The sequence below is a fragment of the Desulfovectis peckii genome, assembly GCF_055391705.1.
Window position 1 is genome coordinate 530,063 of record NZ_AP042409.1, and the last position, 24,567, is coordinate 554,629.

16 protein-coding genes and 1 CRISPR repeat array are annotated in these 24,567 nt (G+C 46.6%); of the genes, 9 read left to right on the forward strand and 7 right to left on the reverse strand.

The window, feature by feature from the left end:
* Positions 1 to 82: 82 nt before the first annotated feature.
* The 9 genes from ACZ5NG_RS02680 to ACZ5NG_RS02720 all read left to right on the forward strand — a co-directional run bounded on the left by ACZ5NG_RS02680 (position 83) and on the right by ACZ5NG_RS02720 (position 13,913).
* The gene (locus ACZ5NG_RS02680; RefSeq protein ID WP_464252455.1) at positions 83 to 3,799 is read left to right on the forward strand and encodes an S-layer homology domain-containing protein; all 3,717 of its coding nucleotides are present in this window, start codon (positions 83 to 85) and stop codon (positions 3,797 to 3,799) included.
* Between the two features lie 109 nt (positions 3,800 to 3,908).
* Positions 3,909 to 5,537, forward strand: coding sequence for an S-layer homology domain-containing protein (locus tag ACZ5NG_RS02685; protein ID WP_464252456.1), 1,629 nt, complete (start codon positions 3,909 to 3,911; stop codon positions 5,535 to 5,537).
* A 15-nt stretch (positions 5,538 to 5,552) separates the two neighbouring features.
* The gene (locus tag ACZ5NG_RS02690) at positions 5,553 to 6,311 is read left to right on the forward strand and encodes a DUF4430 domain-containing protein (protein ID WP_464252457.1); all 759 of its coding nucleotides are present in this window, start codon (positions 5,553 to 5,555) and stop codon (positions 6,309 to 6,311) included.
* Complete coding sequence (locus ACZ5NG_RS02695; protein ID WP_464252458.1) at positions 6,311 to 7,201, forward strand: energy-coupling factor transporter transmembrane component T; 891 nt, start codon at positions 6,311 to 6,313, stop codon at positions 7,199 to 7,201. The genes ACZ5NG_RS02690 and ACZ5NG_RS02695 overlap by 1 nt, the downstream gene beginning before the upstream one ends.
* Positions 7,174 to 9,933: an ATP-binding cassette domain-containing protein gene (locus ACZ5NG_RS02700; protein ID WP_464252459.1), complete on the forward strand. Its 2,760-nt coding sequence runs from the start codon at positions 7,174 to 7,176 to the stop codon at positions 9,931 to 9,933. Before ACZ5NG_RS02695 ends, ACZ5NG_RS02700 begins: the two co-directional genes overlap by 28 nt.
* A gap of 386 nt (positions 9,934 to 10,319) precedes the next feature.
* Positions 10,320 to 11,411 carry an iron ABC transporter substrate-binding protein gene (locus ACZ5NG_RS02705; protein WP_464252460.1) on the forward strand — a complete coding sequence of 364 codons (1,092 nt, stop codon included), beginning with the start codon at positions 10,320 to 10,322 and terminating at the stop codon, positions 11,409 to 11,411.
* A 6-nt stretch (positions 11,412 to 11,417) separates the two neighbouring features.
* On the forward strand, positions 11,418 to 12,473 hold the full coding sequence (locus ACZ5NG_RS02710) for a FecCD family ABC transporter permease (protein WP_464252461.1): 1,056 nt from the start codon (positions 11,418 to 11,420) through the stop codon (positions 12,471 to 12,473).
* Positions 12,470 to 13,231, forward strand: coding sequence for an ABC transporter ATP-binding protein (locus ACZ5NG_RS02715; protein WP_464252462.1), 762 nt, complete (start codon positions 12,470 to 12,472; stop codon positions 13,229 to 13,231). Before ACZ5NG_RS02710 ends, ACZ5NG_RS02715 begins: the two co-directional genes overlap by 4 nt.
* 259 nt (positions 13,232 to 13,490) lie before the next feature.
* Positions 13,491 to 13,913 (forward strand): hypothetical protein, encoded by a 423-nt coding sequence (locus ACZ5NG_RS02720; protein ID WP_464252463.1) that lies wholly within the window; start codon positions 13,491 to 13,493, stop codon positions 13,911 to 13,913.
* 344 nt (positions 13,914 to 14,257) lie between these two features.
* Positions 14,258 to 17,419: a CRISPR direct-repeat array (repeat unit 37 nt; unit sequence GTTTCAGTCCCCTTGTCATCGGGGAATGGAATGTAAC).
* Positions 17,420 to 17,550: 131 nt separating this feature from the next.
* Here ACZ5NG_RS02720 and cas4a read toward each other — a convergent pair.
* The 7 genes from cas4a to cas7i are packed head-to-tail and all read right to left on the reverse strand — an operon-like array spanning position 17,551 to position 24,542.
* Positions 17,551 to 18,486 (reverse strand): type I-A CRISPR-associated protein Cas4/Csa1, encoded by a 936-nt coding sequence (gene cas4a, locus ACZ5NG_RS02725; RefSeq protein WP_464252464.1) that lies wholly within the window; start codon positions 18,484 to 18,486, stop codon positions 17,551 to 17,553.
* A 2-nt stretch (positions 18,487 to 18,488) separates the two neighbouring features.
* Complete coding sequence (gene cas4 / locus ACZ5NG_RS02730; RefSeq protein ID WP_464252465.1) at positions 18,489 to 19,064, reverse strand: CRISPR-associated protein Cas4; 576 nt, start codon at positions 19,062 to 19,064, stop codon at positions 18,489 to 18,491.
* A complete protein-coding gene (gene cas2, locus ACZ5NG_RS02735) occupies positions 19,057 to 19,323 on the reverse strand; it encodes a CRISPR-associated endonuclease Cas2 (protein ID WP_464252466.1) in 267 nt (88 codons plus the stop codon). Before cas2 ends, cas4 begins: the two co-directional genes overlap by 8 nt.
* A 2-nt stretch (positions 19,324 to 19,325) precedes the next feature.
* Entirely contained in the window at positions 19,326 to 20,333 is a 1,008-nt protein-coding gene (gene cas1, locus ACZ5NG_RS02740; protein WP_464252467.1) for a CRISPR-associated endonuclease Cas1, read from the reverse strand.
* Positions 20,334 to 20,390: 57 nt separating this feature from the next.
* Positions 20,391 to 22,733: a CRISPR-associated helicase Cas3' gene (gene cas3, locus ACZ5NG_RS02745; RefSeq protein WP_464252468.1), complete on the reverse strand. Its 2,343-nt coding sequence runs from the start codon at positions 22,731 to 22,733 to the stop codon at positions 20,391 to 20,393.
* Entirely contained in the window at positions 22,717 to 23,466 is a 750-nt protein-coding gene (cas5, locus tag ACZ5NG_RS02750) for a CRISPR-associated protein Cas5 (RefSeq protein ID WP_464252469.1), read from the reverse strand. The genes cas3 and cas5 overlap by 17 nt, the downstream gene beginning before the upstream one ends.
* Positions 23,463 to 24,542, reverse strand: coding sequence for a type I-B CRISPR-associated protein Cas7/Cst2/DevR (cas7i, locus tag ACZ5NG_RS02755; protein WP_464252470.1), 1,080 nt, complete (start codon positions 24,540 to 24,542; stop codon positions 23,463 to 23,465). The genes cas5 and cas7i overlap by 4 nt, the downstream gene beginning before the upstream one ends.
* Positions 24,543 to 24,567: the final 25 nt, after the last annotated feature.

Genomic DNA, 24,567 nt, shown 5'->3' on the forward strand with positions numbered 1-24,567 from the left:
ATAGGTCTATATCACACTGCCGTGGGTTTTCTGTATCCTGGGGGTTATGCAAGCAAACTGTTTTATGGGGGAGGAAGATCGAATGACAAGTAAGCTTTGGAAAAAATATGCAGCCCTTTTTCTGGCCTTAATGATGATTTTGTCAATCTCCTGCCCATTTACTGCATGGGCGGAAGAAGCAGCTAATCAACCGTTAGGACAGCTGGGTGTTATTGAAGAAAACACTGCTTTCACTGAAGCTGATGAAGCAACAATGCAAGCAGATAAAAGTACATTACAAAAAACCATATCGGATGCAAACACCGACAAAGGTAGTGTAGTAGTAAGCGTTTACGGAACCGATGCGGAGGCCGAAGATAAATGGGTAGGCCGGCTAGAAACAGATGCCAATGTACAGGCCATAAACCAGGAGGAGGAAAACTTTGAAATAAATGAGGCCGTTACATGGCCTGAAGATGCCTTGGCCAAACTGGTAAGCCACTATTTAGAGCATCCGCCAATGAACCCGTCAGGGGACTGGGAAACCTTCGTCGGCCTATGGGGGGCGGGAGAAGACCTGTCAGCTCCGCCGTGGCCTAGTTACCAGTGGAAAACACAAGACCTGGGATACGACCATATCCATTATATCTTTAGCTTACTGGCTACCGGTGAAAATCCGGCAAAGGCCTTTGAAACCGAAAGAAACCTCTTTGCCGAACTGGCAAGCCGGCAAAACCAAGATAACGGCAGCTTTGGGGACTTAGGAAAACACATATTTGCAATCATCGCTTTGGATGTGGGCACAGAGCTGGGAGTAGACGTAGGTGCATGGGACGAAGAGACTAGAAGCAAAGCAGTTGACTATTTATTAAGTCAGCAGAACAATGATGGCAGCTTTGGGCCATATAGCCAGATTGATTACACCGGCTGGGCGTTGATAGCGCTGTCTAAATCGAAAGACACCCATGCCGTAGCCATAAACAAGGCAAAGCAGTACCTGAAAAGCATGCAGCAAGACAGTGGCGGTTTTGGCGGAACAGGTTGGGATGCCGAAAACTGTATCAGCATTGCCTGTGCCATTCAAGGCCTAATTGCCATCGGTGAGGATATATCTTCGGCAGACGGCCCTTGGGGCAAGAACGGAAAGACCCCCATTGACGCGTTGTTAAGCTATCAAATAGAAGAGGGTTCTTTTAAATGGCAGCATGATGATTCTGAAGGCAATCCATGGGCCACCAAGCAGGCTGTAGTTGCCTTGGCTGACATTGTTAATGAGCAGTCAACCTGGTATAAATTGGGCGGCATAGATCCGGATCATGAGCAGGATGGGGATAATGAGCCTGATAAAACCGCTTTAGAAGCGGCAAAAGAACGGGCATATGCAATAAATCCGGCAAAATATACAGAAGAAAGCTATGCGGCACTATTAGCGGCCCTGGCACTGCCTGAGACAAGCCCGGAAGAAATAGCTGCCAAAGTAAAGGCCATAAACCGGGCCATTGAAAACCTGGTATTAAAAGATGCCGTATATACCTTCAATGTGCGGATAGAAGGCAATGATCGGACAATTGTGCCGTTAAGAGAAGTTTCAGTCTCAATTGCTGATTTAGACTTAAGTGAATATGGGGTTGAAACTGATTTTACGGAACCCAAGCCCCTGCACGTCATTATAAAGGCATTGGAAAATGAGGGAATTGACTGTAAAGACGGAGAGGGCATAAAGATAGTTAACTACGGAGAAAATTTTATTCTCATTTCTGCCATAGACGGATTGGTTGCCGATTATCCCGCCGGCTGGTTGTACTGTGTCAATAACCATTGGGTTGAGAAGGGTGTTGCCGAACAGGCCATTGACGAAGGCGATACCATTGTCATGTTCTTCGTAGAGGATTTCGCGGAATACACATATTCTTGGTTTGATACAGAAAAAACAGCAATTCAGCCCGGCCAGGAGTTACAACTTACTTTAACAGGTTCTGCTTATGATGCGCTGACAGGCGAGATCGTTGCCGGCCCGGTTTCAGATGCTGCCATACTTGTTAATGGTCAAGTTTATAAAGTGAACGGCGAAATAGTAAAAACCGACTCTGCGGGCAAAGTAACCCTTACTTTCAGTGAACCGGGAACCTACCATGTAACTGCGGAAAAGAAAAATGAATCCGGTGTAAGAATTATAACCAGGCCCTACTGTTTAGTTGCAGTTGAACAAACTCCCGGCAACGGTGGCGACGTAACACCTCAACCCAAAAAGTATATCACGCTCTCGGTGGACAAAATGACAATCAACAAGGGTTACGTTATACCGCCCACCCAAGTGGAACTTGAACCGGGAGATACCCCTTGGGCCGTTTTAAAAAGAGAGCTTGATGCCCGGAATATAAGCTATGAATATAAATGGCACGCAGCCTATAATACCGTACATGTACAGTCCATAGACGGGGACGGGGAATTCGACCATGGCCCATGGAGCGGCTGGATGTATTATGTTAACGGAAAATCCCCCGGTTACGGTGCCAGCCAATACCTTCTCAAAGACGGAGATGTCGTAGAGTGGCGCTATACCACGAATCTTGGGGAAGACTTGGGCGAAGATAACAGCAAATGGGGGCCGCCACCCGGCAGCCTGGCTACTGATATAACAGGCGGGGAAATAAAAGTAACGAACAGCACGGGAACGGTATCTATAACTGACGAGCAACTAAATGAGGCATTAAAATCAGCTGATAAGGATGGCTATTCTTACATTTCCATTAAAGTGGAAACCCTAGATGCGGTGAGCAAGGTAACGGTTGAATTGCCAAAGAGTTCTGTAGCTTCTATAGCCTCACGGAAAGGATACGGCTTGAAAATAGAAACCCCAGTGGGTAATTTAGATCTTTCTAATGCCGTACTGGGCTATCTTGCAAAACAGGGAAAAGGAGACAAGCTGACAGTCAGTCTGAAGTCGGTGGATACTTCCCAACTAACTGACCAACTGCGCCAAATAATAGGGGATAATCTTGCATATGACATTACCGTTGAAAGTGGCAGCCGGCCCATCAGCAACTTTGGCGGCGAAAACATCACCCTTTCCCTGCCCTATAGCTTACGGGAAGGGGAAAGGGCCGATGACGTCAAGGTGTGGTACTTAAATGATGCCGGAGAGCGGCAGCCGATAGAGTGTACCTATGATGAAAAGACCGGTCTTGCTACCTTTAAAACTTCGCAGCTGTCATGCTATTTGGTTGGTATAGCTGGAGAAGCAAAAGGGGAAGAAAAAGGCGATTTTGTTCTTAAGTTCATCGATGTGAAGGAAAGCGACTGGTTTTATGAAGCGGTGAAATATGCAGTAGAATATGGACTACTCGCCGGCACCGGTGAAAGCACTTTCAGCCCCCATGAGCCCATGACCCGGGCCATGCTGGTAACCGTGCTGCATCGGCTGGAGGGTTCGCCTGAGGCAACGGATACAAACAGCTTTACCGATGTAAAAAACGATGAATGGTACACCGATGCGGTCATTTGGGCAAATGCCAACCACATTGTAAAGGGCTACGGAAAGGGATTGTTCGGACCCGACGATCCCATTACCCGCGAGCAGATAGCGGCTATCTTATACAACTACGCTTGCTTTAAGGGATATGACCTTACCGCTACGGCAAGTTTGAGCAATTATACCGATGGGGCAGCAATCAGCAGTTGGGCTTTGAGAGCAATGAGCTGGGCCAATGCCAAAGGACTGATTACCGGACGTACCGCAACCACACTGGTACCGGGCGGCACCGCCACCCGGGCGGAAGTGGCGGCAATGCTGCAACGATTTGTCTGTCGGGAATTTTAGGCCCTGTATTGCCTATGCGGGCGGGAACAGGCTACTGGAATTAACTTACCACCTTTTTTTCGGGGGAGTGTTTTCCTTGATAAATGCCAAAATTAGGGGGTTAAAGTAGGTGAAAATAGGGATAAAGAGCGCAGCGCTGCTGCTGGCCTTGGTTTTAATATTTGCCGGGCAAATCACGGCCTGGGCTGCCGATAATCAGATAAGCGCTGTAATAAAAGATACGGCGGCATATATTTATCGAACGGTTAAAAGCCCGCAGGTAGATTCCGTGGGCGGCGAATGGGCCGTCATCGGCCTGGCCCGTTCCGGCTACAATGTGCCGAAGGGTTTTTATGAAGACTATTACCGAAGGGTAGAGGCTTACCTCAAAGCAAATAACGGTGTGCTGCACGAAAAAAAATATACCGATTATTCCCGGGCCGTCCTTGCCCTTACCGCGGCCGGTTATGATCCCACCAATGTGGCCGGGTATGACCTGACAATGCCCCTGGGTGACTTTGAAAAAACCGTCTGGCAGGGCATCAACGGCCCTATATATGCCCTGCTTGCCCTGGACTGCGGCAATTACGCCGTACCGAAAAACCCTAATGCGGCCGTGCAAGCCAGCCGCGGGATGTATGTAGATGAAATTTTGCGCCGTCAGCTTCCTGACGGCGGCTTCTCCCTCTTAGGCGGAGATAGCCAGGCAGACCCGGACATTACTGCCATGGCGCTGCAAGCTCTGGCCAAATATCAGGAACGGGCGGACGTGAGAGCGGCAACGGAAAAAGCCCTTGCCTGTTTGTCAAGACTGCAAAACAGTGAAGGCGGCTATGCAAGCCGAAACGAGAATAACCTGGAAAGTGTTGCCCAAGTCATTGTCGCTCTGACGGAACTGGGAATTCCTTTGGCGGATCCCCGCTTTGTTAAAAACGGCAACACACTGGTAGATAATCTCTTAAGCTACTATGACAAGGGGCAGGGCTTCCGTCACATCGCCGGCGGTGGCAATGATCTGATGGCCACTGAACAGGCATTTTACGCGCTGGTTGCCGTAGAGCGCGCCCAGCAAGGTAAAAGCAGCCTGTACCGTATGACCGACAGGGTACAAACCCAAGCTCCTTCCCGGGGGAATAGCGCTGTAGGTTTACCCGGCAAACATGCCGATGTTAAAGCCATGGCCTTGAGGTATCCCGGCAAGACTTTTGCTGATATCAGCAATCATGTTGCCCGCTCATCCATTGAAGCCCTGGCGGCACGGGGCATCATCGGCGGCAAGACCGAAAAAAGCTTTGCACCCAACGCTACCATGACCCGGGCAGAGTTTGCCGCCATTATTGTTAAGGGGTTGGGGCTTAGGGAGAAAACAACCGATGTTTTTGCCGACGTTCCGGCAAACAGCTGGTACGCAGGGGCGGTTGGCTCGGCCTACAGCTATGGTATTGTAGCCGGCACCACCCCCACAACTTTTAATCCGCACGGAACTGTCACCCGTGAAGAAGCGGCGGTGATGGTTGCCAGAGCGGCAAAGCTTGCCGGTATGGAAATTTTCCTGACCGACAGTGAGCTGCGAAATGTCCTGGCTCAATTTACAGATTACACCGCTTCCTCCCAGTGGGCGCGCTCTTCTCTGGCTTTCTGTTATCAAGAGGGCATTCTCTCCCAGGAGGATGTTGCTATCCGGCCAAAGGCAGCCATCAAGCGTTATGAAGTGGCCGAAATGCTGTTTAGAATGCTAGAAGCGGCAAAGCTTTTATAAAGGATGGGATAGCATATGAAGCGGCATAAAGGCAAAATCATTGCGGCGGCGCTTATTCTTTGCCTCCTTGCTGCCGCATATCTTTGGGGCGGAAACTATGCCGGCGGGGATATATTCTCCCCTGCCGGCACGGCAATGCCGGACAGCTCACAGGTAAAGCCTGCCGAAACAGAAAAGGCAAAACCCCCCACCCCCTTACCGGCAGAACAAGCCGAAGGCGAAATTAAAGGGGCGGATGCTAAGAAACAGGACACGGATGTTGACGCCAAAACAGGTAAGGACGAATATCTCACCGCTCCGGTACCGATGGGCAAGCCCCTGCCGGCAGAACCCCAGGAGGCCGTAGTCAAGGATAAGGCCTATACCTGCATCCTGTCGGTGCGTTGCGACACCCTTCTGGATAACATGGAGCTTCTTGCTCCGGAAAAGAGGGAGCTGGTGCCAAAGGACGGGGTTATTTTCCCGGCCACAGAAGTAACCTTTTATGAGGGAGAATCGGTATTCAACCTACTGCAGCGTGAGATGAAGAAAAACAAAATTCATATGGAATCTCGCTTTATGCCCGTGTATAACAGTGCCTATGTCCTTGCCATTAACAACCTCTATGAATTTGACGCAGGCGAGCTTTCCGGCTGGAAGTATAAAGTCAACGGCCGGTTTCCCAATTACGGCCCTTCACGCTATCAGCTAAAGCCCGGTGATCTGGTGGAGTGGGTATACAGCTGTGATCTGGGCCGAGATGTGGGCGCATATTATGCTAACGGAGGCAATTGATGAGGGACACATTTTCTAGCTACCATCCGGCTGTAAACTTTCTATATTTTACCATGGTGTTGCTGTTTTCAATGTTTTTTATGCATCCGCTTTGCCTGGGAATATCGTTGCTGGGCGCTTTTTGCTATTCGGTTTATCTGAACGGTAAAAAAGCTTTCTGCCTTAATGTGAAATACATGCTGCCGATGCTGCTGGTTACCGCCTTTATTAATCCGGCCTTCAACCATGAAGGGGCTACCATTCTTGCCTATCTTAGAAACGGCAATCCCGTAACACTGGAGTCCCTTACCTACGGAATTGCGGCGGCAGTGATGCTCATTACCGTAATCTGCTGGTTTTCTTGCTATAACGCGGTGATGACTTCAGATAAGTTTATCTATCTCTTTGGGCGGGTCATTCCTGCCCTGTCGCTCATTCTGTCCATGACCCTGCGCTTTGTGCCCCGCTTTAAGGCCCAGCTTAAGGCGGTTTCAAATGCACAAAAGTGCTTGGGACGGGATATATCTAACGGCAGCCCTATAAAGCGGGCAAAACATGCCTTGCGGATACTTTCCATTATGGTGACTTGGGCCTTGGAAAACACCGTGGATACGGCAGATTCTATGAAAAGCCGCGGCTATGGATTGCCGGGGCGCACAGCCTTTTCTATCTATCGTTTTGACCGGCGGGATAAAAATGCCATGCTGTTTTTGCTTTTTTGCGGCGGCTATATTTTAACCGGGGCTTTTATGGGCGGTCTTTACTGGCGCTACTTTCCTACCATGAAAGGCGTGGGGCTTACGCCTTACTCCGTCAGCCTGTTTTTATGTTATTTGGCCCTCTGTCTGATGCCGGTTGTAATCAACGTAAAGGAGGATTGGAAATGGAAATCTTTACAATCAAAAATTTAACATTTTCCTATCCTCAAAGCGATAAAAAGGTATTGGATAATCTGTCCTTTTCCATTCAGCGAGGGCAGTTTGTAACCCTTTGCGGCCCCTCCGGCTGCGGAAAAAGCACCTTGCTGCGCCAGCTTAAAACCGTACTCTCTCCCCATGGGCAGCGAAGGGGGGAGATTTTATTCGAGGGGAAACCCTTATCGGAGATTGACCGGCGTACTCAAAGTGCTCGGATTGGATTTGTGATGCAATCGCCGGACCATCAGCTCGTTACCGACAAAGTATGGCACGAGCTGGCCTTTGGGCTGGAAAGCTTGGGGCTCGATACACCGGCCATCCGCCGGAGGGTGGCGGAGATGGCTTCGTTTTTCGGGATCCAAAGCTGGTTTTACAAAAATGTCAATGAGTTATCCGGCGGACAGAAACAACTGTTAAATCTGGCCTCAATCATGGCCATGCAGCCGTCAGTACTCATTCTGGATGAACCAACCAGTCAGTTAGACCCCATCGCGGCAACGGAATTTTTGTCAACCGTAGGCAGAATAAACCGGGAGCTGGGTGTTACCGTCATCATAACCGAGCATCGGCTGGAGGAGGTATTCCCCCTGTCAGACCGGGTGCTGGTGATGGATGAAGGGCGGTTAATTTGCGACGGTAGGCCGGAGGCAGTGGGCAGGCAATTGAAAGAGCTGCATCACCGCATGTTTTTGGCCATGCCGGTGCCCATGCGCGTTTATGCCGGGGTGGAAAATGATCTGCCTTGCCCTGTCACCGTAAGAGAGGGGCGTATATGGCTGGATGCCTTCGCAGAAAAACAGCCGCTGGGTGCAGTGCCGGCGGCGGATGCCCCGATATATAAGCCAGGCGCTAAGCCTGTTATTGAGCTTAATGATGTGTGGTTCCGCTATGAAAGGGAAGGGCCGGATGTGCTGAAGGGGCTTTCCATGAAAATATATGCCGGTGAATTTTATGCCATTTTGGGCGGCAACGGCAGCGGAAAAACCACGGCGCTGTCGTTAATTTGCGGTATCAACAAGCATTACCGGGGAAGGGTGAAAATAAACGGGCAAGAACTGCAAAAGATAGGAGGGGGGCAGCTTTTTAACCGCATGCTGGGCGTGCTGCCGCAAAATCCCCAGGCCCTTTTTGTGAAAAATACGGTGCAAGAGGATCTTTTAGAAATGCTTGCGGAGGAAAAGCAGTCTAAAAAGGAAAAGGAGCGGCAGCTACAGCAAATTGCCAAGCTGTGCCGGATTGAAAATTTGCTGTCCATGCATCCCTACGACCTGTCCGGCGGTGAACAGCAACGGGCGGCGCTGGCAAAGGTACTGCTGTTGGAACCCAAAATTTTGCTTTTGGACGAACCCACCAAAGGGATGGATGCGGAATTTAAACAGATATTTGGCAGGATTCTTCATCGGCTTTTACAAAAGGGTGTCACCGTCCTCATGGTAAGCCATGACATCGAGTTCTGTGCCCAATATGCCCATCGCTGTGCCTTGTTTTTTGACGGCAATATAGTCAGCTGGGATACTCCGCGCCGCTTTTTTTCCAGCAACAGCTTTTACACCACCGCTGCCAACCGCATGGCCCGGCACAAGCTGCCAAGTGCGGTGACGGCGGAGGATATCATTGTCGCCTGTGGCGGCAAGGCTACAGCCTTTGAAATCAAAGCTTTTGAAGACTGGGCCATGACCTTTGGGGCTTTTATAGATAAACAAGCCGATGAAGCGCCGAAAGATAAGCCCATGCTGTCAGCTTTTGATGATAAGGATAAACAAATTCCTCTTTGGCGTAAAATTGGCGCCTTGCTGGTAGGGCTGGCCTTTGTGGCCACAGTTTATTTTGCCGCCGGCAGTGTAGGTGATTTGTCAGCACTCTTGCTTGTGGGCGACTTGCCGGCTGTAATTGCCGGCAACTCTGCCGATTTTTGGCCCCATGCCCTGATGATTGTTGTGCCGGTGGCGGAGCTGGCCCTGTTATTTACCCTGCTGCGTCCAAAAAAATTTTGTATTGTCAATGAGCAAACGGCGGTGGAAAAACAAAAGCTTTCTAAGCGCACTTTGGTCGCTACGGCGATGATCCTGATTATCATCCCGCTGACCATCTATGTCGGTATTTACTGCCTGGGCGACAGAAAGTATTATTTTATCAGCATGCTTATTATATTAGAAACCATGCTGCCCTTTGTCATGGTGTTTGAAGGGCGCCGGCCCCGGGCGCGGGAATTAATTATTATTGCGGTACTTTGCGCCATTGCTGTGGCGGGGCGCATTGCTTTTTTCATGCTGCCCCAGTTTAAACCGGTGGTAGCTATCGTCATTATCGCCGGCCTTGCCTTTGGCGGAGAAGCGGGATTTTTAGTGGGCGCTGTCAGCGGTTTTGTATCCAATATGTTCTTCGGTCAGGGGCCCTGGACGCCCTGGCAGATGTTCGCTTATGGCGTCATCGGTTTTTTGGCCGGTGTACTGTTTAAAAAAGGATTCTTGCGGCGCAACACCATTGCCCTGTGTATCTTTGGCGGCTTGAGCACCTTTTTTATTTACGGCGGAATCATGAACCCGGCAATGGTGTTGATGTTCCAGGCTAAACCCACAATCGAAATGTTTTATTTAGCTTATATCCGGGGCATTCCTTTTGACCTGGTTCATGCTGCGGCCACGGTATTCTTTCTTTGGTTCTGCTCCCGCCCCATGCTGGAAAAGCTGGACCGGATCAAAGTCAAGTATGGCTTGATAGAATAAATACCAGCCACGGGGACGGTTCTTTTGGCCGGTCTGGCAAAGGTAAGCTAAGAATACCCACCTTTGGCAATCCGGCGAACAAAACTCTGGAAACCTTCTACCGGCAAGGACAGCCCACTTGTTGACATAGGCATAATCATGTGATAAGTTAGGGTTGTTAAAATACGGATCATAAAGGTGCGAACGGTTAGATGTGATTCATAACATACATATAAGACAAGAACAACCATGAAAGGATGCTGGCATAAAGACAGCGACTTTTGTGGTTTTTTTATTGTTAAAACGCAAAAGTTTCAGATGCATTTATAAAGCGGCAAAGACAAAAAGGTATATACCGGCTGCTTTGAGAATAAACATGGGTTGGTAATGAAGGGGAGGAAATGAAAATGAAAACCGGAAAGTTATTGGCAGCAATTCTAATCGTAGCGTTGGGTTTGAGCGGATGTGCCTCTAATGTTTCGGCACCTGCGGCTACTTCCGGTGAATCCCGCATTGTTACGGATGCATTTGGCAGGCAGGTAGCAATACCGGAAAAAGTTGAGACCGTTGCCGCCATTGGCGGAGCCGCCCGCATCCTGACCTATGCCGGCTGTGCGGATAAGTTGGTTGGGGTAACGGATATGGATAAACAAAATGTTTCAGCAATGCCCTATTCTGTGGTCAATGCCGAACATTTTGCTACCCTTCCCTCTGTTGGCAGCGGTGGCTTTAATGACACCCCCTATATTGAAGAATTGGTGACTCTTGCACCGGACGTGATCATTGGCTTAACCGATGAAAATACCATTAAAAACGTGGCCGACAAGACCGGTATTCCTACTGTTGGTATCTATCCGCAAGGGATGTTTGATGAAAGCTTTTATGCGGCGTTGGAATTGGTTGGAGAAGTGATGGGTACGGAGGAAAGATGCGCCCAAGTAATTGACTATATTAAAGAATGCCAGGCAGATTTAGATCGCCGCACAAGAGACATCCCTGATGAGGAAAAGCCTACCGTTTATACCGGCGCCGTGAGTTTCCGCGGTGCCCGTGGATTTGAAGGCACCTATGCCAATTACCCGCCTTTTACCGCCATTCACGCCAAGAATGTGGCGGATGAAACGGGCAAAACCGGGGCATTTATTGTGGACCTGGAAAAGGTAACGGTATGGGATCCGGATATCATCTTTCTTAATCCGGCCAATATGAATCTGGTTAACGAGCAGTATGCGAAAAACAAAGCCTTTTATCAGAACCTAAAAGCGGTACAAAACGGACAAGTATACACTCAGTTACCTTATAATTACAATTGGACCAATTTAGAGCTTGCCATTGCCAATGCTTATTACGCCGGTAAAGTGATTTATCCGGAAAGGTTTGCTGATATAGATCCGGTAGAAAAAGCAGACGAAATTTTTACTGTCATGCTCGGTCAGCCCTTCTACGACAAGCTGGCCCAGGATGGAATGAAATTTGAGAAAATCACCATAGGAGAATAAAATTGCATGAAGCCCCCGAAAACATATGGAAGGTATATACGTTATAAAAAACTCTTTATCTTGCTGATGGGTGTAGCAGTGACACTGGCCGCTTTGTGGGCGCTCAGTGCCGGTTCTGCCGGCCTTTCATTGCCGGAGGTTGTAGCAACCCTGTTGGGATACGGAAGCAAACAATCAACGATTATCGTTTTTAACCACCGTTTGCCAAGAATTGTTACCGCCATTGTGGCGGGAATCGGTTTAGCCACTGTAGGCTGTGCCATGCAAAGTCTTTTGAAAAACCCTCTGGCTTCCGCCTCTACTTTAGGTATTGCCCAGGGAGCGGCTTTTGGCGCTTCTTTTGCCATTATTGTTTTGGGGGCGGGAATTCAAAATCAAAGCTTTGGCGGCATAACTATTATCAACCCTTATATAATCAGTATCTGTGCCTTTGTCAGCTCTATGTTATCTACCTTAACGGTACTGGGATTGTCCTACTTTAGAAGGGTGACACCGGAATCTATGATCCTTGCGGGTGTGGCTCTCAGCAGCATGTTTGCCGGTGCTACCGCACTCATGCAGTATTTTGCGGCAGACGTAAAGGTAGCGGCAGTGGTATTCTGGACATTCGGTGATTTAGGCCGCACCGGCTGGGAGGAAATAATTATTATGACGTTAATAGTGGCAACAGCCTTTATTTATTATGCCTTTAACCGCTGGAATTTTAACGCCTTGGAAGGCGGTGAAGAAACAGCCAAGGGGCTGGGGGTCAATGTAACCGGTTTTCGTCTGCTGGGCATGTTAATCGGCTCTTTAACTGCAGCGACTATTGTTTCTTTTATCGGCATTGTCAATTTTATCGGGCTGATTGCCCCGCACCTGGTGCGGCGGGTTATCGGCAATGACTACCGGTATTTACTGCCGGCATCGGCATTAATGGGGTCACTATTGATGGTGGCCAGCGATACAGTGGCCCGGCTGGCGGTGGCTCCGATTGTCCTGCCAATTGGGGCAATAACTTCTTTTCTCGGTGCACCTTTGTTTCTATATCTTGTGTTTAAGGGGGTAGGCGGCAGAAAATGATCCGGGTTCAGCAGTTATCCTTTGCCTATAGACATGAGACACCGATTTTGACCGATATTGATTTTTCTGCCAGTAAAGGGCAGTGCACCGCTATTTTGGGGAACAACGGTGCGGGTAAGAGCACTTTAATCAAATGCCTCAACCGTATTTTGGAGCCCCAACAGGGGGTGGTCTATGTCAATGGCGAAAACACCCGGGAACTTAAGCGGAACGATGTAGCCAAGTGCTTGGCCTACGTGGCACAGCACAATGCGGGAGCAAGATTTACGGTATTTGATAGCGTTTTATTGGGCCGAAAGCCCTATATTAAGTTTGAACCTACCCAGGAGGACATTCGGATTGTGGAAAAAGTTATCAAGCGCATGAAGCTTGAAGATTTTGCTCTGCGCTATCTTGATGAGATTTCCGGAGGAGAATTGCAAAAGGTCATGCTGGCACGGGCATTGGCTCAGCAACCGCAGGTGCTGCTGTTAGATGAGCCTACCAGCAATTTGGATTTGAAAAACCAGTATGAAGTACTGGAAATTATACAAGACATTGCCCGGACGGAGCAAATAAGTGTGCTCTTAGTTATTCACGACTTAAACCTGGCCTTGCGTTATTGTGATAAATTTTTACTCTTAAAAAACAATCGCATATTCTGCTACGGCGGAATTGAAGTCATGACACCTGAAAACATCAACGAGATCTACGAAATTCCCGTCACCGTTCAAGAAGTAAAGGGCGTAAAAGTTGTCATACCCTTTCCGAATAATTAATACCGGCCTCTACCATTTACTTATAGTGCCAGGCGCCTTTAAAAGGGGCCTGGCACTTTTTGTATGGCGAGTTATGCCGGTTTATCTTAATGTCGGTACTGTCAGATCCAAATAATTTCAAAATGTTATCATAATTTGGCAGGAAAAAATCGGAATATATATAAATATATACACCCGGAAGCTAAGTTTTGTAAATATGCCTATGGTAGAATATTTCTCTTTTTTATTTAAAAGTACTGTCATGGCAAGGAGGAGCGGCATGAGCAATAAGATACTGGTAGCAAGTTTAGGCAGCTTATCGGAACCAATTAAGACAACACTCAATTACCACCAACCAGAAAAAGTGATCTTTTTTGCCAGCCAACTTAACGTCGGACAGATAAGGGAAATTGTTGGCGATGTTGGTTACCAAGGCGAAGTGGAAGTGGTTTGTGTCCCAAACCCAAACGATCTTATGTTATGCTTTAAAACAGCAAGCTGTATGTTGGACGGGGTAAATATTGCTCCTGATCAGGTAGTGGTAGATATAACCGGTGGAACCAAGGTAATGGTGGCGGCTTTGGCAATGGCTGCTCAAGAAAAATATTCCCATTTCAGTTATGTAAACGGCATCATACCTGACAATGAGGGATTAGGTATAGCCAGTAGAGATGAACAAGTATTGGAGTTTTGGATTAAATAAATGACAATCCGAAATTTGAACAGTGGTAGTATTACGGCCCATGTTAAGGCATAGATGAACGAAGGGCAACTATTCCAGGGGGCTAAGTGAATAACAAATGGGGCGGGCAGAGACCATATTGATTGGCAGAAAAGAAGGTAAGTTGGTGGTAGCCAAAAACCTTTTAAAACTTGATATCCCTTATAGGGCAGATTGTTTTGCAACGGAAATAAACTGACAGAAAAATGGGATAAAAAAGTTGGCAGATGAAGTAGAGCAGCAGAAGAAATAAGATTACATATGTTTTCACGGTTTGGTTGTGGCAGCTTCATTTTTAAAGCTGTCTTTTATTATTTGTACTACACGTTTCAGTCCCCTTGTCATCGGGGAATGGAATGTAACCGATTCCGGAAGTAGTCGTCAACCGCATCATGGATATCAGTTTCAGTCCCCTTGTCATCGGGGAATGGAATGTAACGAAATGAAAACGTCCCTGGAAGAAAGTCTTGAAATTATGTTTCAGTCCCCTTGTCATCGGGGAATGGAATGTAACGTACAATTGTTCGGTTGGCTGTCGGCGTCACGCCAGCTGTTTCAGTCCCCTTGTCATCGGGGAATGGAATGTAACCGATTCCGGAAGTAGTCGTCAACCGCATCATGGATATCAGTTTCAGTCCCCTTGTCATCGGGGAATGGAATGTAACGAAATGAAAACGTCCCTGGAAGAAAGTCTTGAAATTATGTTTCAGTCCCCTTGTCATCGGGGAATGGAATGTAACGTACAATTGTTCGGTTGGCTGTCGGCGTCACGCCAGCTGTTTCAGTCCCCTTGTCATCGGGGAATGGAATGTAACGTAGCATTGTCGCCAAAAACATCTATGTCTTGCCCTTGTTTCAGTCCCCTTGTCATCGGGGAATGGAATGTAACAGAGCGCTCGGCAGGATACGAAATAACTCTATCCGCTGTTTCAGTCCCCTTGTCATCGGGGAATGGAATGTAACGTACAATTGTTCGGTTGGCTGTCGGCGTCACGCCAGCTGTTTCAGTCCCCTTGTCATCGGGGAATGGAATGTAACTTTCGTTCAGGAAGATGAGCCTGTTGCGGAAAATATGTTTCAGTCCCCTTGTCATCGGGGAATGGAATGTAACCCGAACCACATCGCTATCATAGGCGTCTCCAGAGAAAGGTTTCAGTCCCCTTGTCATCGGGGAATGGAATGTAACCGTATGATTTGGGATGGTTATGCTGTGTTTATGATTGTTTCAGTCCCCTTGTCATCGGGGAATGGAATGTAACTATGCAGTTTCGTTTGTCTTTTTTAGGTGCTCTGCATGTTTCAGTCCCCTTGTCATCGGGGAATGGAATGTAACCTGGGAGTATCTTCGTATGGTTTGTATACTTGGGAAAAGTTTCAGTCCCCTTGTCATCGGGGAATGGAATGTAACGACGCAAGCGGCGATGTGCATGCGCTGGCGAACGTGGGTTTCAGTTCCCTTGTCATCGGGGAATGGAATGTAACATTAAACCTCCTTGCGAAATCTCTTGCTAATGTTTGGTTTCAGTCCCCTTGTCATCGGGGAATGGAATGTAACTAAAAAAAGATATACTGACCGGAAAAGTGGAGATTTCGTTTCAGTCCCCTTGTCATCGGGGAATGGAATGTAACTGCGACTCTAATACGCCGTATGCTGGAGGTCATCACTACGTTTCAGTCCCCTTGTCATCGGGGAATGGAATGTAACAAGGATTTTCCAGCCTTAAAAATCCTATCCCATGCTATTGTTTCAGTCCCCTTGTCATCGGGGAATGGAATGTAACGTGTATTAGCTTTGGCTGCAGCATCAGGAGAAGATCTGTTTCAGTCCCCTTGTCATCGGGGAATGGAATGTAACACAACTTTAATTCCGTGCATCTTGTCAATGGCATAAAGTTTCAGTCCCCTTGTCATCGGGGAATGGAATGTAACAGCTATGTTTTGTGGCTTAAGACGTGGAGAAGTGTTGTTTCAGTCCCCTTGTCATCGGGGAATGGAATGTAACCCTCCCTATCTTCCCCAGGAGCATCATATACTTTGCCCCAGTTTCAGTCCCCTTGTCATCGGGGAATGGAATGTAACTGTGCAACCTGATCGGTACTGGATTGTCCGTTACGCGTTTCAGTCCCCTTGTCATCGGGGAATGGAATGTAACTGACCCTGCTGTTTTATCTCCCCATTCACATTTATATAACGTTTCAGTCCCCTTGTCATCGGGGAATGGAATGTAACTAAGTGCTGAATGATTTAGTCTTACATGGAATTGTAGGGTTTCAGTCCCCTTGTCATCGGGGAATGGAATGTAACTGAACGAGTAATAAAACTAAGGGGTAATGGCAATGCAGCGTTTCAGTCCCCTTGTCATCGGGGAATGGAATGTAACTCAAGCTATTGCACTAGACCTGTTTAAGAAAGCTGGCAGTTTCAGTCCCCTTGTCATCGGGGAATGGAATGTAACCCAATAGTGAAATCGAGGAATGATGCATATGATGAGTTTCAGTCCCCTTGTCATCGGGGAATGGAATGTAACTGCGACTCTAATACGCCGTATGCTGGAGGTCATCACTACGTTTCAGTCCCCTTGTCATCGGGGAATGGAATGTAACAATCCTCACAATGTCACAAAATCACAGGTAGGTTTGTTTCAGTCCCCTTGTCATCGGGGAATGGAATGTAACTAGCCTGTTCCGCTGTTGCGGGTGGGTAAGCTTCGCTGTTTCAGTCCCCTTGTCATCGGGGAATGGAATGTAACTGGTACGAGAGGTATGTTCGATGATTCATCGGCATTTGTTTCAGTCCCCTTGTCATCGGGGAATGGAATGTAACGACCATTCGGCTGCTGTCCGGAAACTTACTTTCATGGTTTCAGTCCCCTTGTCATCGGGGAATGGAATGTAACAAGGGCTTCTAAAGCAAAATCATTATCCGGAGTTAGGTTTCAGTCCCCTTGTCATCGGGGAATGGAATGTAACTCCCAAATAAGAAATGGGTTAAGGATACTACTTATCCGTTTCAGTCCCCTTGTCATCGGGGAATGGAATGTAACTGCAAAAAGCTTGAAAACTTAGGGTTTATGTATTTTAGTTTCAGTCCCCTTGTCATCGGGGAATGGAATGTAACCAAACAAAGAAACGGCCAGGGGAATTTAATATAAAAGTTTCAGTCCCCTTGTCATCGGGGAATGGAATGTAACTGTTCATTCCACTCCAGTGATAAATCTCTCGGAGCAGAGTTTCAGTCCCCTTGTCATCGGGGAATGGAATGTAACTGAATTGATTTCATCTAGGGAGATGGGTCAGTCCGGGAGTTTCAGTCCCCTTGTCATCGGGGAATGGAATGTAACCGGTTTCGCACTCAGCTGCTCGCACATGAAGCCAACGGTTTCAGTCCCCTTGTCATCGGGGAATGGAATGTAACCAAAGGGTATGGCTTTAGGTGGAAAGGTTCAAGTCATGTTTCAGTCCCCTTGTCATCGGGGAATGGAATGTAACCCAATACGGTGCAAAGAGCCAAACCCTTGATTTTCAAGGGCTACAATAACTGCCTTAAGCGTTACTAATCGCTGTTTTTTCGAAAATAACCTTTCTGTTAAAAAACCCAGGGCATTTTCGAAAATACCAATTTATTCCACAACATAATCACCTCGACAAGCAGTGTAACAAGGACAAGTTTTATAACATTCGTCTGCCAAACCCGGATCTATCTCCTCATATATCATCCGCATTTTTTCGTCTCTTTCCTCGATAAACCACTGGCGCAGTTCGTCATCAATAATATGTATGTCTTTTTTCAATATCAGCCGGCGGTCTTTGAACTCGGCATAGACAATACAGCCCAAATTCACGGGGAATTCATATACTGCTTCCATTACCAGAGCGTAACCAGTAGTTGACAAGCGGTGAAATTTTTGCGGCTTGCCGAATTTCAAATCAAGGATCATCGGCTCGCTAAAAGTAAAGGCGTCGGCGCTAAGGTTGCTGCTTAAACCTAGGAAAGAGCCGTCTAGCTTTTGTTCCACCACTACCGGAATTGCCAGTGAAACCAGAGAATCCTCTCCGATATATGGTTGCTTTACTAATATCTCCTGAATACGGCTGTTGATGCGGGTTATTTCAAAGCCGGTAATTAAACTTGCTTTGTCTTTTAGATCCTCAAAATCCCTTGTATTGAGCCTTTTCTGATAGGAACTTAAATCCGGCTCGAAAGGCTGGGAAATCTCATCTAAGATCTCCTGATAATTAGCAACGCCTTTTTCATAGATTATCCTTTTGGCCCTTACCAATACTTGTACCAAGGCATCATGAAAAGCAGCCCCTTGGATCATGGCTTTATTAGGTTCAGGTTTTAATCCGGTTACTCGTCTCAAATACAAATCCCGATTGGTAGGGCAATAAGAGTTAGCTGTTTCATAAAGGGCCAACTTTATATCATATATCGGACTAAGAGGCGGGGTATGCCAATTCCAACCTCTGAGCTCCTCATGTACTCCTAATTCTCTGGATTTAGGTAAAAATCCTTTTAATAACATTTTCTTTTCTTCATCGGTGAGAAAATACATAATTACCTCCTATCACGGCAATAATTGCGGTACTCACAATCCTTACATTTTCCTTTGCTATAAGGCGGTCTGGGGAAGGTTTCGGTTGCGATCATCTGACGGATTTTTCTCAGTGATTCTTTCACAAATTCCCGGGCACTGGGGGTGATCTCTATCGAATAAATTCGATTGCCGGGAATGAGGTACAGGAACCCTCGGCGAACGGGTTTTTGGTAGTTATCTTCCAACAACATGGCGTAGGCAACTAACTGATATTTGTGATTGAGGGCCGGTTGGTGACTGGAATATTTAAACTCCACTGGGATAGCCTCTCTGTCAGTAACAATATGCATGTCCAGCATACCTTCCAAGCGAAGTCTTGGCGAATACAGCCGAGTATGAAATATTCGTTCACCGTTTTCCAAGTGGTAACGACGAAAAGTACGCCGTTTTTCAAGTCGTTCCAATTCCATATGTTCTTCTTTACCGTAATTCATTTTATAGGTAGTTTTCTTGTCTATCGGGCAAACATAAGAATAATACAAAATGCGGGGGCAGTATAAAAATTGTTTGATATCGCTGACCTTTAGATTAATCATCAAATATGCCCTCCGGCCCTACATGGATATCTTTGCTTAAGCGAAAATCCTTATCACATATCGGTATCATAAGAATTTTGCCGTGATTTTCTCCCAACAGCCGACGAAGTCTTTGCCATAACTCTTCCCGGCGATTATGGTTTAAATCCCCCAAAAATGCACTGTACTGTATATGCTCAAGACCATAATCTTTACATGCGTCTAGTATTTTGTTTCTGATCCGGTCTTCAACAATATCATAGATTACCAAAGTCCGCATAACTACCACCTGCATATAAAAGGTTTGTATTTAGACTCGCCCCGCAGAAAGGTAGCAATCCTTCGGGCCTGCATTTGGATGATGGTACGTAATTTATATTTCTTTCCCTGGAAAGTATTTTGGGCATCCAGTCGTTCCAGTACCAATTTGGCTAGTTGCCGTCTGGTTTCCAGGGGTAGTTGACCGTCTTCTATAATAATTTCCCAACCTTTGTTGACGGCGGCAATTATTACCCGATCTACCACTGCCTGCCGGAATTCTTCGATAAAGTCATAAACCAGGCTTTTTTTGCCAGCTCGATCAACATGGAGAAAACCTCCGTAAATGTCCAGTCCGGCTAACAATAAAGCTGTTTCCACTTGTTGGGTCAAGATACCGTAGCCGTAATTTAAGGCGGCATTGATGGGATCAGTAGTGCCTTGGTGTTGTCTGCCGGGAAATTCTACCTTGGGAGCTAAAATCAGCTTAACTGCTTCCCAGTACGCGAAACCGGCCCGTCCTTCTATGGATAACAGCTGCTCTCTAACTTCATCGATGTTAGATGTCTTAACACTGTGTAACTCATCGACGGCATTTTCAATGCGAACGGTGGCTTCCCTTAACTTGTTAAAGGTATCCAAGTCATTTTTTCTGCGGTACTTGGCAAAATATTTGATTACGTTAGCCTGATTTTTGAGCTTTCCTTCAATAAAACATTTGACTAACTTCAAGCTTCGGCTGTCGTAATAAGCCAGCAGTTGCTCACGCCTGGTTATCACGGTACCGCTCAAGTGCGGGGATACCAGTTTGGCATAGGGGCGGCCGTTGGATGTCAAGAAACTTATTTGGATGCCGTGTTCCATACATTCTTTAATAAAGTCTGTCGACATAGACGCACCGGCGGTATCAATAATCACTTGTTCCAGATTGTGAAAAGGAATTTCCTTAACTATTTTGCCGTTTTGTTTCAATACCAGCCGTTCGCTCTTTTTTCCCAGAAAGGAGCCGTATTCGGATACTAAAAGTTCCATGAAATGATGCCTCCCTTACCTATGCAAAATGACATTCCCATTAGAGTGCTAAGTTGTCTAAGTACTTTGGTTTAACAGATTGCGATTCAACTGTAGCCCAAATTTCGAGCAGTATGCTACGTCTGCTACCCAAATGTTGTTCTTAAGCCTTTGGAGTTTTTTGCTTCTTAATAGGTAATTAAACTGGTTCAAAGTAACGGGGACCAGTAGCTCAGAAGATAATAAAGGCTCGATTTTTAATAGGGATTCATAATCTGCTAACAAGCTTTTTGGTAGCACTTCTTCGCCTTCAAATAATTCTGTAAAGGCTTTTTCTATCCTATCATCCGTTTCGAAGGGGTAAAGACCGGATAAGATTCTATTCTTAAAGTCACGATAAGCTTTTTGGACAGTATTTTCCCACCAAAGTCCGATGTCGTGGGAGTATACCTCATCCAGCAATTCTTGAATTAAGGATTCATCAATCAGGCTACCGTCTATTTTGCTTAATACTTTTAATGCCTGCTCAACTAATAAAGGATCATAAACCGGACAGCCTTTCGGGATACCGGTCATTACAATAACGTCTCTTTCTGGGTAATTGCGTCCTCTGTTCACCCGGCCAAAGCGTTGGAGCAAGGCTTCCAAAGGGGCTGGCTCTGAATACAGCACGTCAAAATCCACGTCCAAACTGACCTCTACTACCTGAGTGGCTACAAGTACATATGATTCCGTCTTTTTTTGCCCGGTAGCCGCTTTCTCTAGTAGTTTTTGTTCTTTAGCAAAACGATCCCTGGAGCAAAAACGGCCGTGAAGCAATTCCAAAGGTACAGAAGGAAGGAGATTGCTTAAAGCATCATAGATCTGTTGTGCACGACTGACTGTTGTGGCTACCACTAATACCGATAAACCGGATTTAACTTTTTGTACAATTTCCTGGATAACCTGTTCATCCACCAGTTCCCCTCGTTTGAGATAAAGGCGGTGGCGTTGAAACTTCTTGTAAGTGTTTAGAGAGGCTCGGACAACATGTTGGCAATCAAATAATTCTTTGAATAAGTTTTGGAGGATAGTTGGGAGCGTGGCCGACATCACTAAAACTTTACCTGATAGATCATTGGCAATATGCTGGAGCATTGCCAGAATCATGCCCAGCCGGTAGGGATCGTAAGCATGAATTTCATCTAAAATAAAATAGCCTCCGGAGCAGTCAGTCCACAAAGCTTCATGGCCTTGCAATTGAAAAGCACCGCGCAACAATTGATAGGGTGTCAGTATTCTAATTGGAGAAACGTGCAGCTTGCCAAGGTTAATTTCTTGAAGAGCTAAAGCTTTAGCAGATTCCGGAGTATATTCCTGTTCCAGCAATTGGCGATACAAAGCTTGCAGGGCTCGGGAATGCTGCAGCACCACCTTGTCGTTGCCAAATAAGCTTCCTAGCCGAAGCCGCATGGCGTTAAGACTTGCTTGATAGGGGAGGACATAAAACACCGGCGGTGCGACATCTTTTTTCTTTACGTTGTTGGCAGCCCAAAGTAAAGCTGCCTGGGTTTTACCGCTTCCGGTGGGGGCGATCAAAATAGCATTGCCTTCTGTTTCGGCAGCTTGCTGCTGGTGTGGGTATAACTTTTCCAAAGCTATTGCTTTGGTCATTGCTGCAGAATCCGCCAGGGCAGGACAGGGACGAAAACTTTTCCAAGCAGACCCGGCATGATCACTTAAGAACATGAGGCCGCGGATAAACCGCCCTTGCAATGCCAAAGGTGAGTTGTAGTCTTGAGAGTTGATTTCATAAGCAAGTTTTCGAAAAGCTCTGATGGCTTCTCGTGCTGAAGCAATGAATTCCTGCCGAGAGATTTGCGTGGGGTATTCAAAATTAAGCCGTTCCTTGTCAATTAAAGGTGTCTGCTCTAGTATAGGAAGAATTTCCTTTCTGATAAAGCAGGGCATGGTTTTGTAGAAATCATCATCAATTTGTTCGGCTATACTTTCTAACACATCAGGTAAAGGGGGATCCAGCCAAGGATCCGGCTCCTGATAGTGCAAGTTGATGTAAGAAAGGTTTTTGTGGTGAGATAAAATTCCGGCAGCTACCCATGGAAGATCTTCCTCATAGGCTTCGGGTCGGAACAGCCACGACAAAAAACCGGCAGACAATACTTCATGCCGGAAGGGGAAGCGTCCCTTGCCTCTTAGCATGGCTTGGAAACCTGCAGCTCCTTTACCTAAATCGTGGCATAGAGCGGATATCATGGCTCTATGCCACAACAAGGGTTCTTTTGCCAGTGATGCCAAAAAAGGTTGACGGTAATAAAGGGTTTCCATGGTCTTAGCAACCTGTTTCAAATGAGTCGACAAAGTCTCCCCAGGTTGGTTATTTTGACTGCTTTTTGCCCAAAGGTGGTCAAACGTTTTCTTCACCCCCCACAAAAGAGTGAAAAACAATTCCTTTATGGACACCTTCTCGGATAGGGGTGGATGGGTCAACCCACCACCAATCTCCCTCATATTGCAACAGCTTTTGCAGTGGTGTATCTACTTCCCCTGCAAAAAGCCTTTCATGGAGGATTATATATCTGCCAAAGCTGGGCTCCCGTTCCGGTGGCGGAGTAATATAACGGGGCATCAGCACGGTAATACCTTTACCTGTATATTTCCGCATGCTAAATGGCAGTAAAGTACTTTCTAAGTAGGCTCCCTTAGCTTTTTCAAGTTCTAGTTCTTCCACGGTAACTATCCTCGCCAGATCCTGAGAACGCCCAAAGTTGACACAAAAACATGGGTTTCTAAAAGCCTCTGCCAACTCCGGCGGATGGAGATAAAGGGTTAAGCTGCAGTCGTAGAGAAAATCCCGGTAATGGGGTTGGACGACCCCGGTGGTTGAGGTAGGGTACTTCTTGCCATCTAATTTGAAATCCCTTTTCCCTCTGGTAATGATGTGCTGATGTTCCAAGTCACTTCCTTTTGCTTTAAAAGTAAAGTGATAAGCAAACCGTAATGGTTCAGGTTCAATCCAATCTCCCACGGCGCTGGCTATGTGCCCGTAAATGGTTGAGGGAGGCGGCATATCAAAAGTAATCTGCCGACCAATGAGAAAATGAGGATAGCGAAAAGAAACCACCGGTGCTTCTATCCTAATTTTTGCTACAATCACTGGTACCACCCGGCATTTTTTTCTTGTCTTAGGGCTTTGGCCAATTGGTGAAGTATTTGTTTGGGATGACCTAACTGGATAGTTAATGTATTGTTATCAGATTTTTTGTATTCAGATAAGAATTTTTCCAGCTTGCTTCTCTCTTCGTCTAAAAAGCCTTTTGCCCAGCCAATATAAATATCAGATAGAAAGTCTTCCTGATAAACTTGGAGGATCTCCTTCAAAGCTTCTAAATGCAGTTCTGTTTGGTATATATTGGAGGATCTAAAAACTCGGTAAAAAGGATGGTTGCCGTTTCTGGTTATTGCTACAAATACTACGGAAGGGGCAACATCTGTGTAATGAAGAGCCTGCTTGGCTCCCCCGTCTAGTTGGGCAATACCTTCAATTAAGGTGGCAGCCCGTTCACTTCTTTCCTTAAAAGGCAATCGCCAAGCTTTTTGTTTACGAACTATTACTTCTTGACAGTTGCTTTCTTGGGCTGCTTTCCTGCGGTTACTGTCTAGGTTTTTGTATCCTACTTTTTCAGTATCGTAAAAAGTGCCAACGCTGGTGAGATCCAAAGAAAACAATCCCTGTAAATGGGCACGGTAAAACTCATGTTCATGAGGAACGGAATCACCGTCATGCCGGGACATGGTGCCAAAATCATTAATAATTGATGTGGGGGAAATGGATACTAGTGTACTGACCCGGAAAGGTGAAACTCTGGTGATCTCACGGTTTTTTTCTAAAGGAGTGGCATTGACATTTTTTGACCTATCTCCTTTTTTAGAAGGTGCCCGCATGTAACCAAATAGATCATCATCCCAGTTTTCAATCGGGTTAGCATCGGTGTAGGCAATTTTGTCTTCCCTGAATACGGGTGCGGCTACCCACTGTTCGAAATTATGTTCCAAAGTATTGCGTAGCCAGTAACGAAAAGCCTGAGCAGATACATATGGTCTAGTTCCTTCAGGTGTACGAATCTTTTTAACGACAACGGTATTATCTGTTGTTGCTCTTTGATCAGCTCCTGCATTATTTAACGCAGAGGCGGGAGCATCAATAACAAGCAAGCCGGTCACGAAAGCCATCTATTTTTCCTCCTTCACAAGATTT

Excerpts from the sequence above, each read along its gene's own strand:
- ACZ5NG_RS02680 (WP_464252455.1), top strand. The coding sequence starts at position 83 with ATGACAAGTAAGCTTTGGAAAAAATATGCAGCCCTTTTTCTGGCCTTA.
- ACZ5NG_RS02690 (WP_464252457.1), top strand. The coding sequence starts at position 5,553 with ATGAAGCGGCATAAAGGCAAAATCATTGCGGCGGCGCTTATTCTTTGC.
- ACZ5NG_RS02695 (WP_464252458.1), top strand. The coding sequence starts at position 6,311 with ATGAGGGACACATTTTCTAGCTACCATCCGGCTGTAAACTTTCTATAT.
- ACZ5NG_RS02700 (WP_464252459.1), top strand. The coding sequence starts at position 7,174 with ATGGAAATCTTTACAATCAAAAATTTAACATTTTCCTATCCTCAAAGC.
- ACZ5NG_RS02705 (WP_464252460.1), top strand. The coding sequence starts at position 10,320 with ATGAAAACCGGAAAGTTATTGGCAGCAATTCTAATCGTAGCGTTGGGT.
- ACZ5NG_RS02710 (WP_464252461.1), top strand. The coding sequence starts at position 11,418 with ATGAAGCCCCCGAAAACATATGGAAGGTATATACGTTATAAAAAACTC.
- ACZ5NG_RS02715 (WP_464252462.1), top strand. The coding sequence starts at position 12,470 with ATGATCCGGGTTCAGCAGTTATCCTTTGCCTATAGACATGAGACACCG.
- ACZ5NG_RS02720 (WP_464252463.1), top strand. The coding sequence starts at position 13,491 with ATGAGCAATAAGATACTGGTAGCAAGTTTAGGCAGCTTATCGGAACCA.
- cas4a (WP_464252464.1), bottom strand. The coding sequence starts at position 18,486 with ATGTATTTTCTCACCGATGAAGAAAAGAAAATGTTATTAAAAGGATTT.
- cas4 (WP_464252465.1), bottom strand. The coding sequence starts at position 19,064 with ATGATTAATCTAAAGGTCAGCGATATCAAACAATTTTTATACTGCCCC.
- cas2 (WP_464252466.1), bottom strand. The coding sequence starts at position 19,323 with ATGCGGACTTTGGTAATCTATGATATTGTTGAAGACCGGATCAGAAAC.
- cas1 (WP_464252467.1), bottom strand. The coding sequence starts at position 20,333 with ATGGAACTTTTAGTATCCGAATACGGCTCCTTTCTGGGAAAAAAGAGC.
- cas7i (WP_464252470.1), bottom strand. The coding sequence starts at position 24,542 with ATGGCTTTCGTGACCGGCTTGCTTGTTATTGATGCTCCCGCCTCTGCG.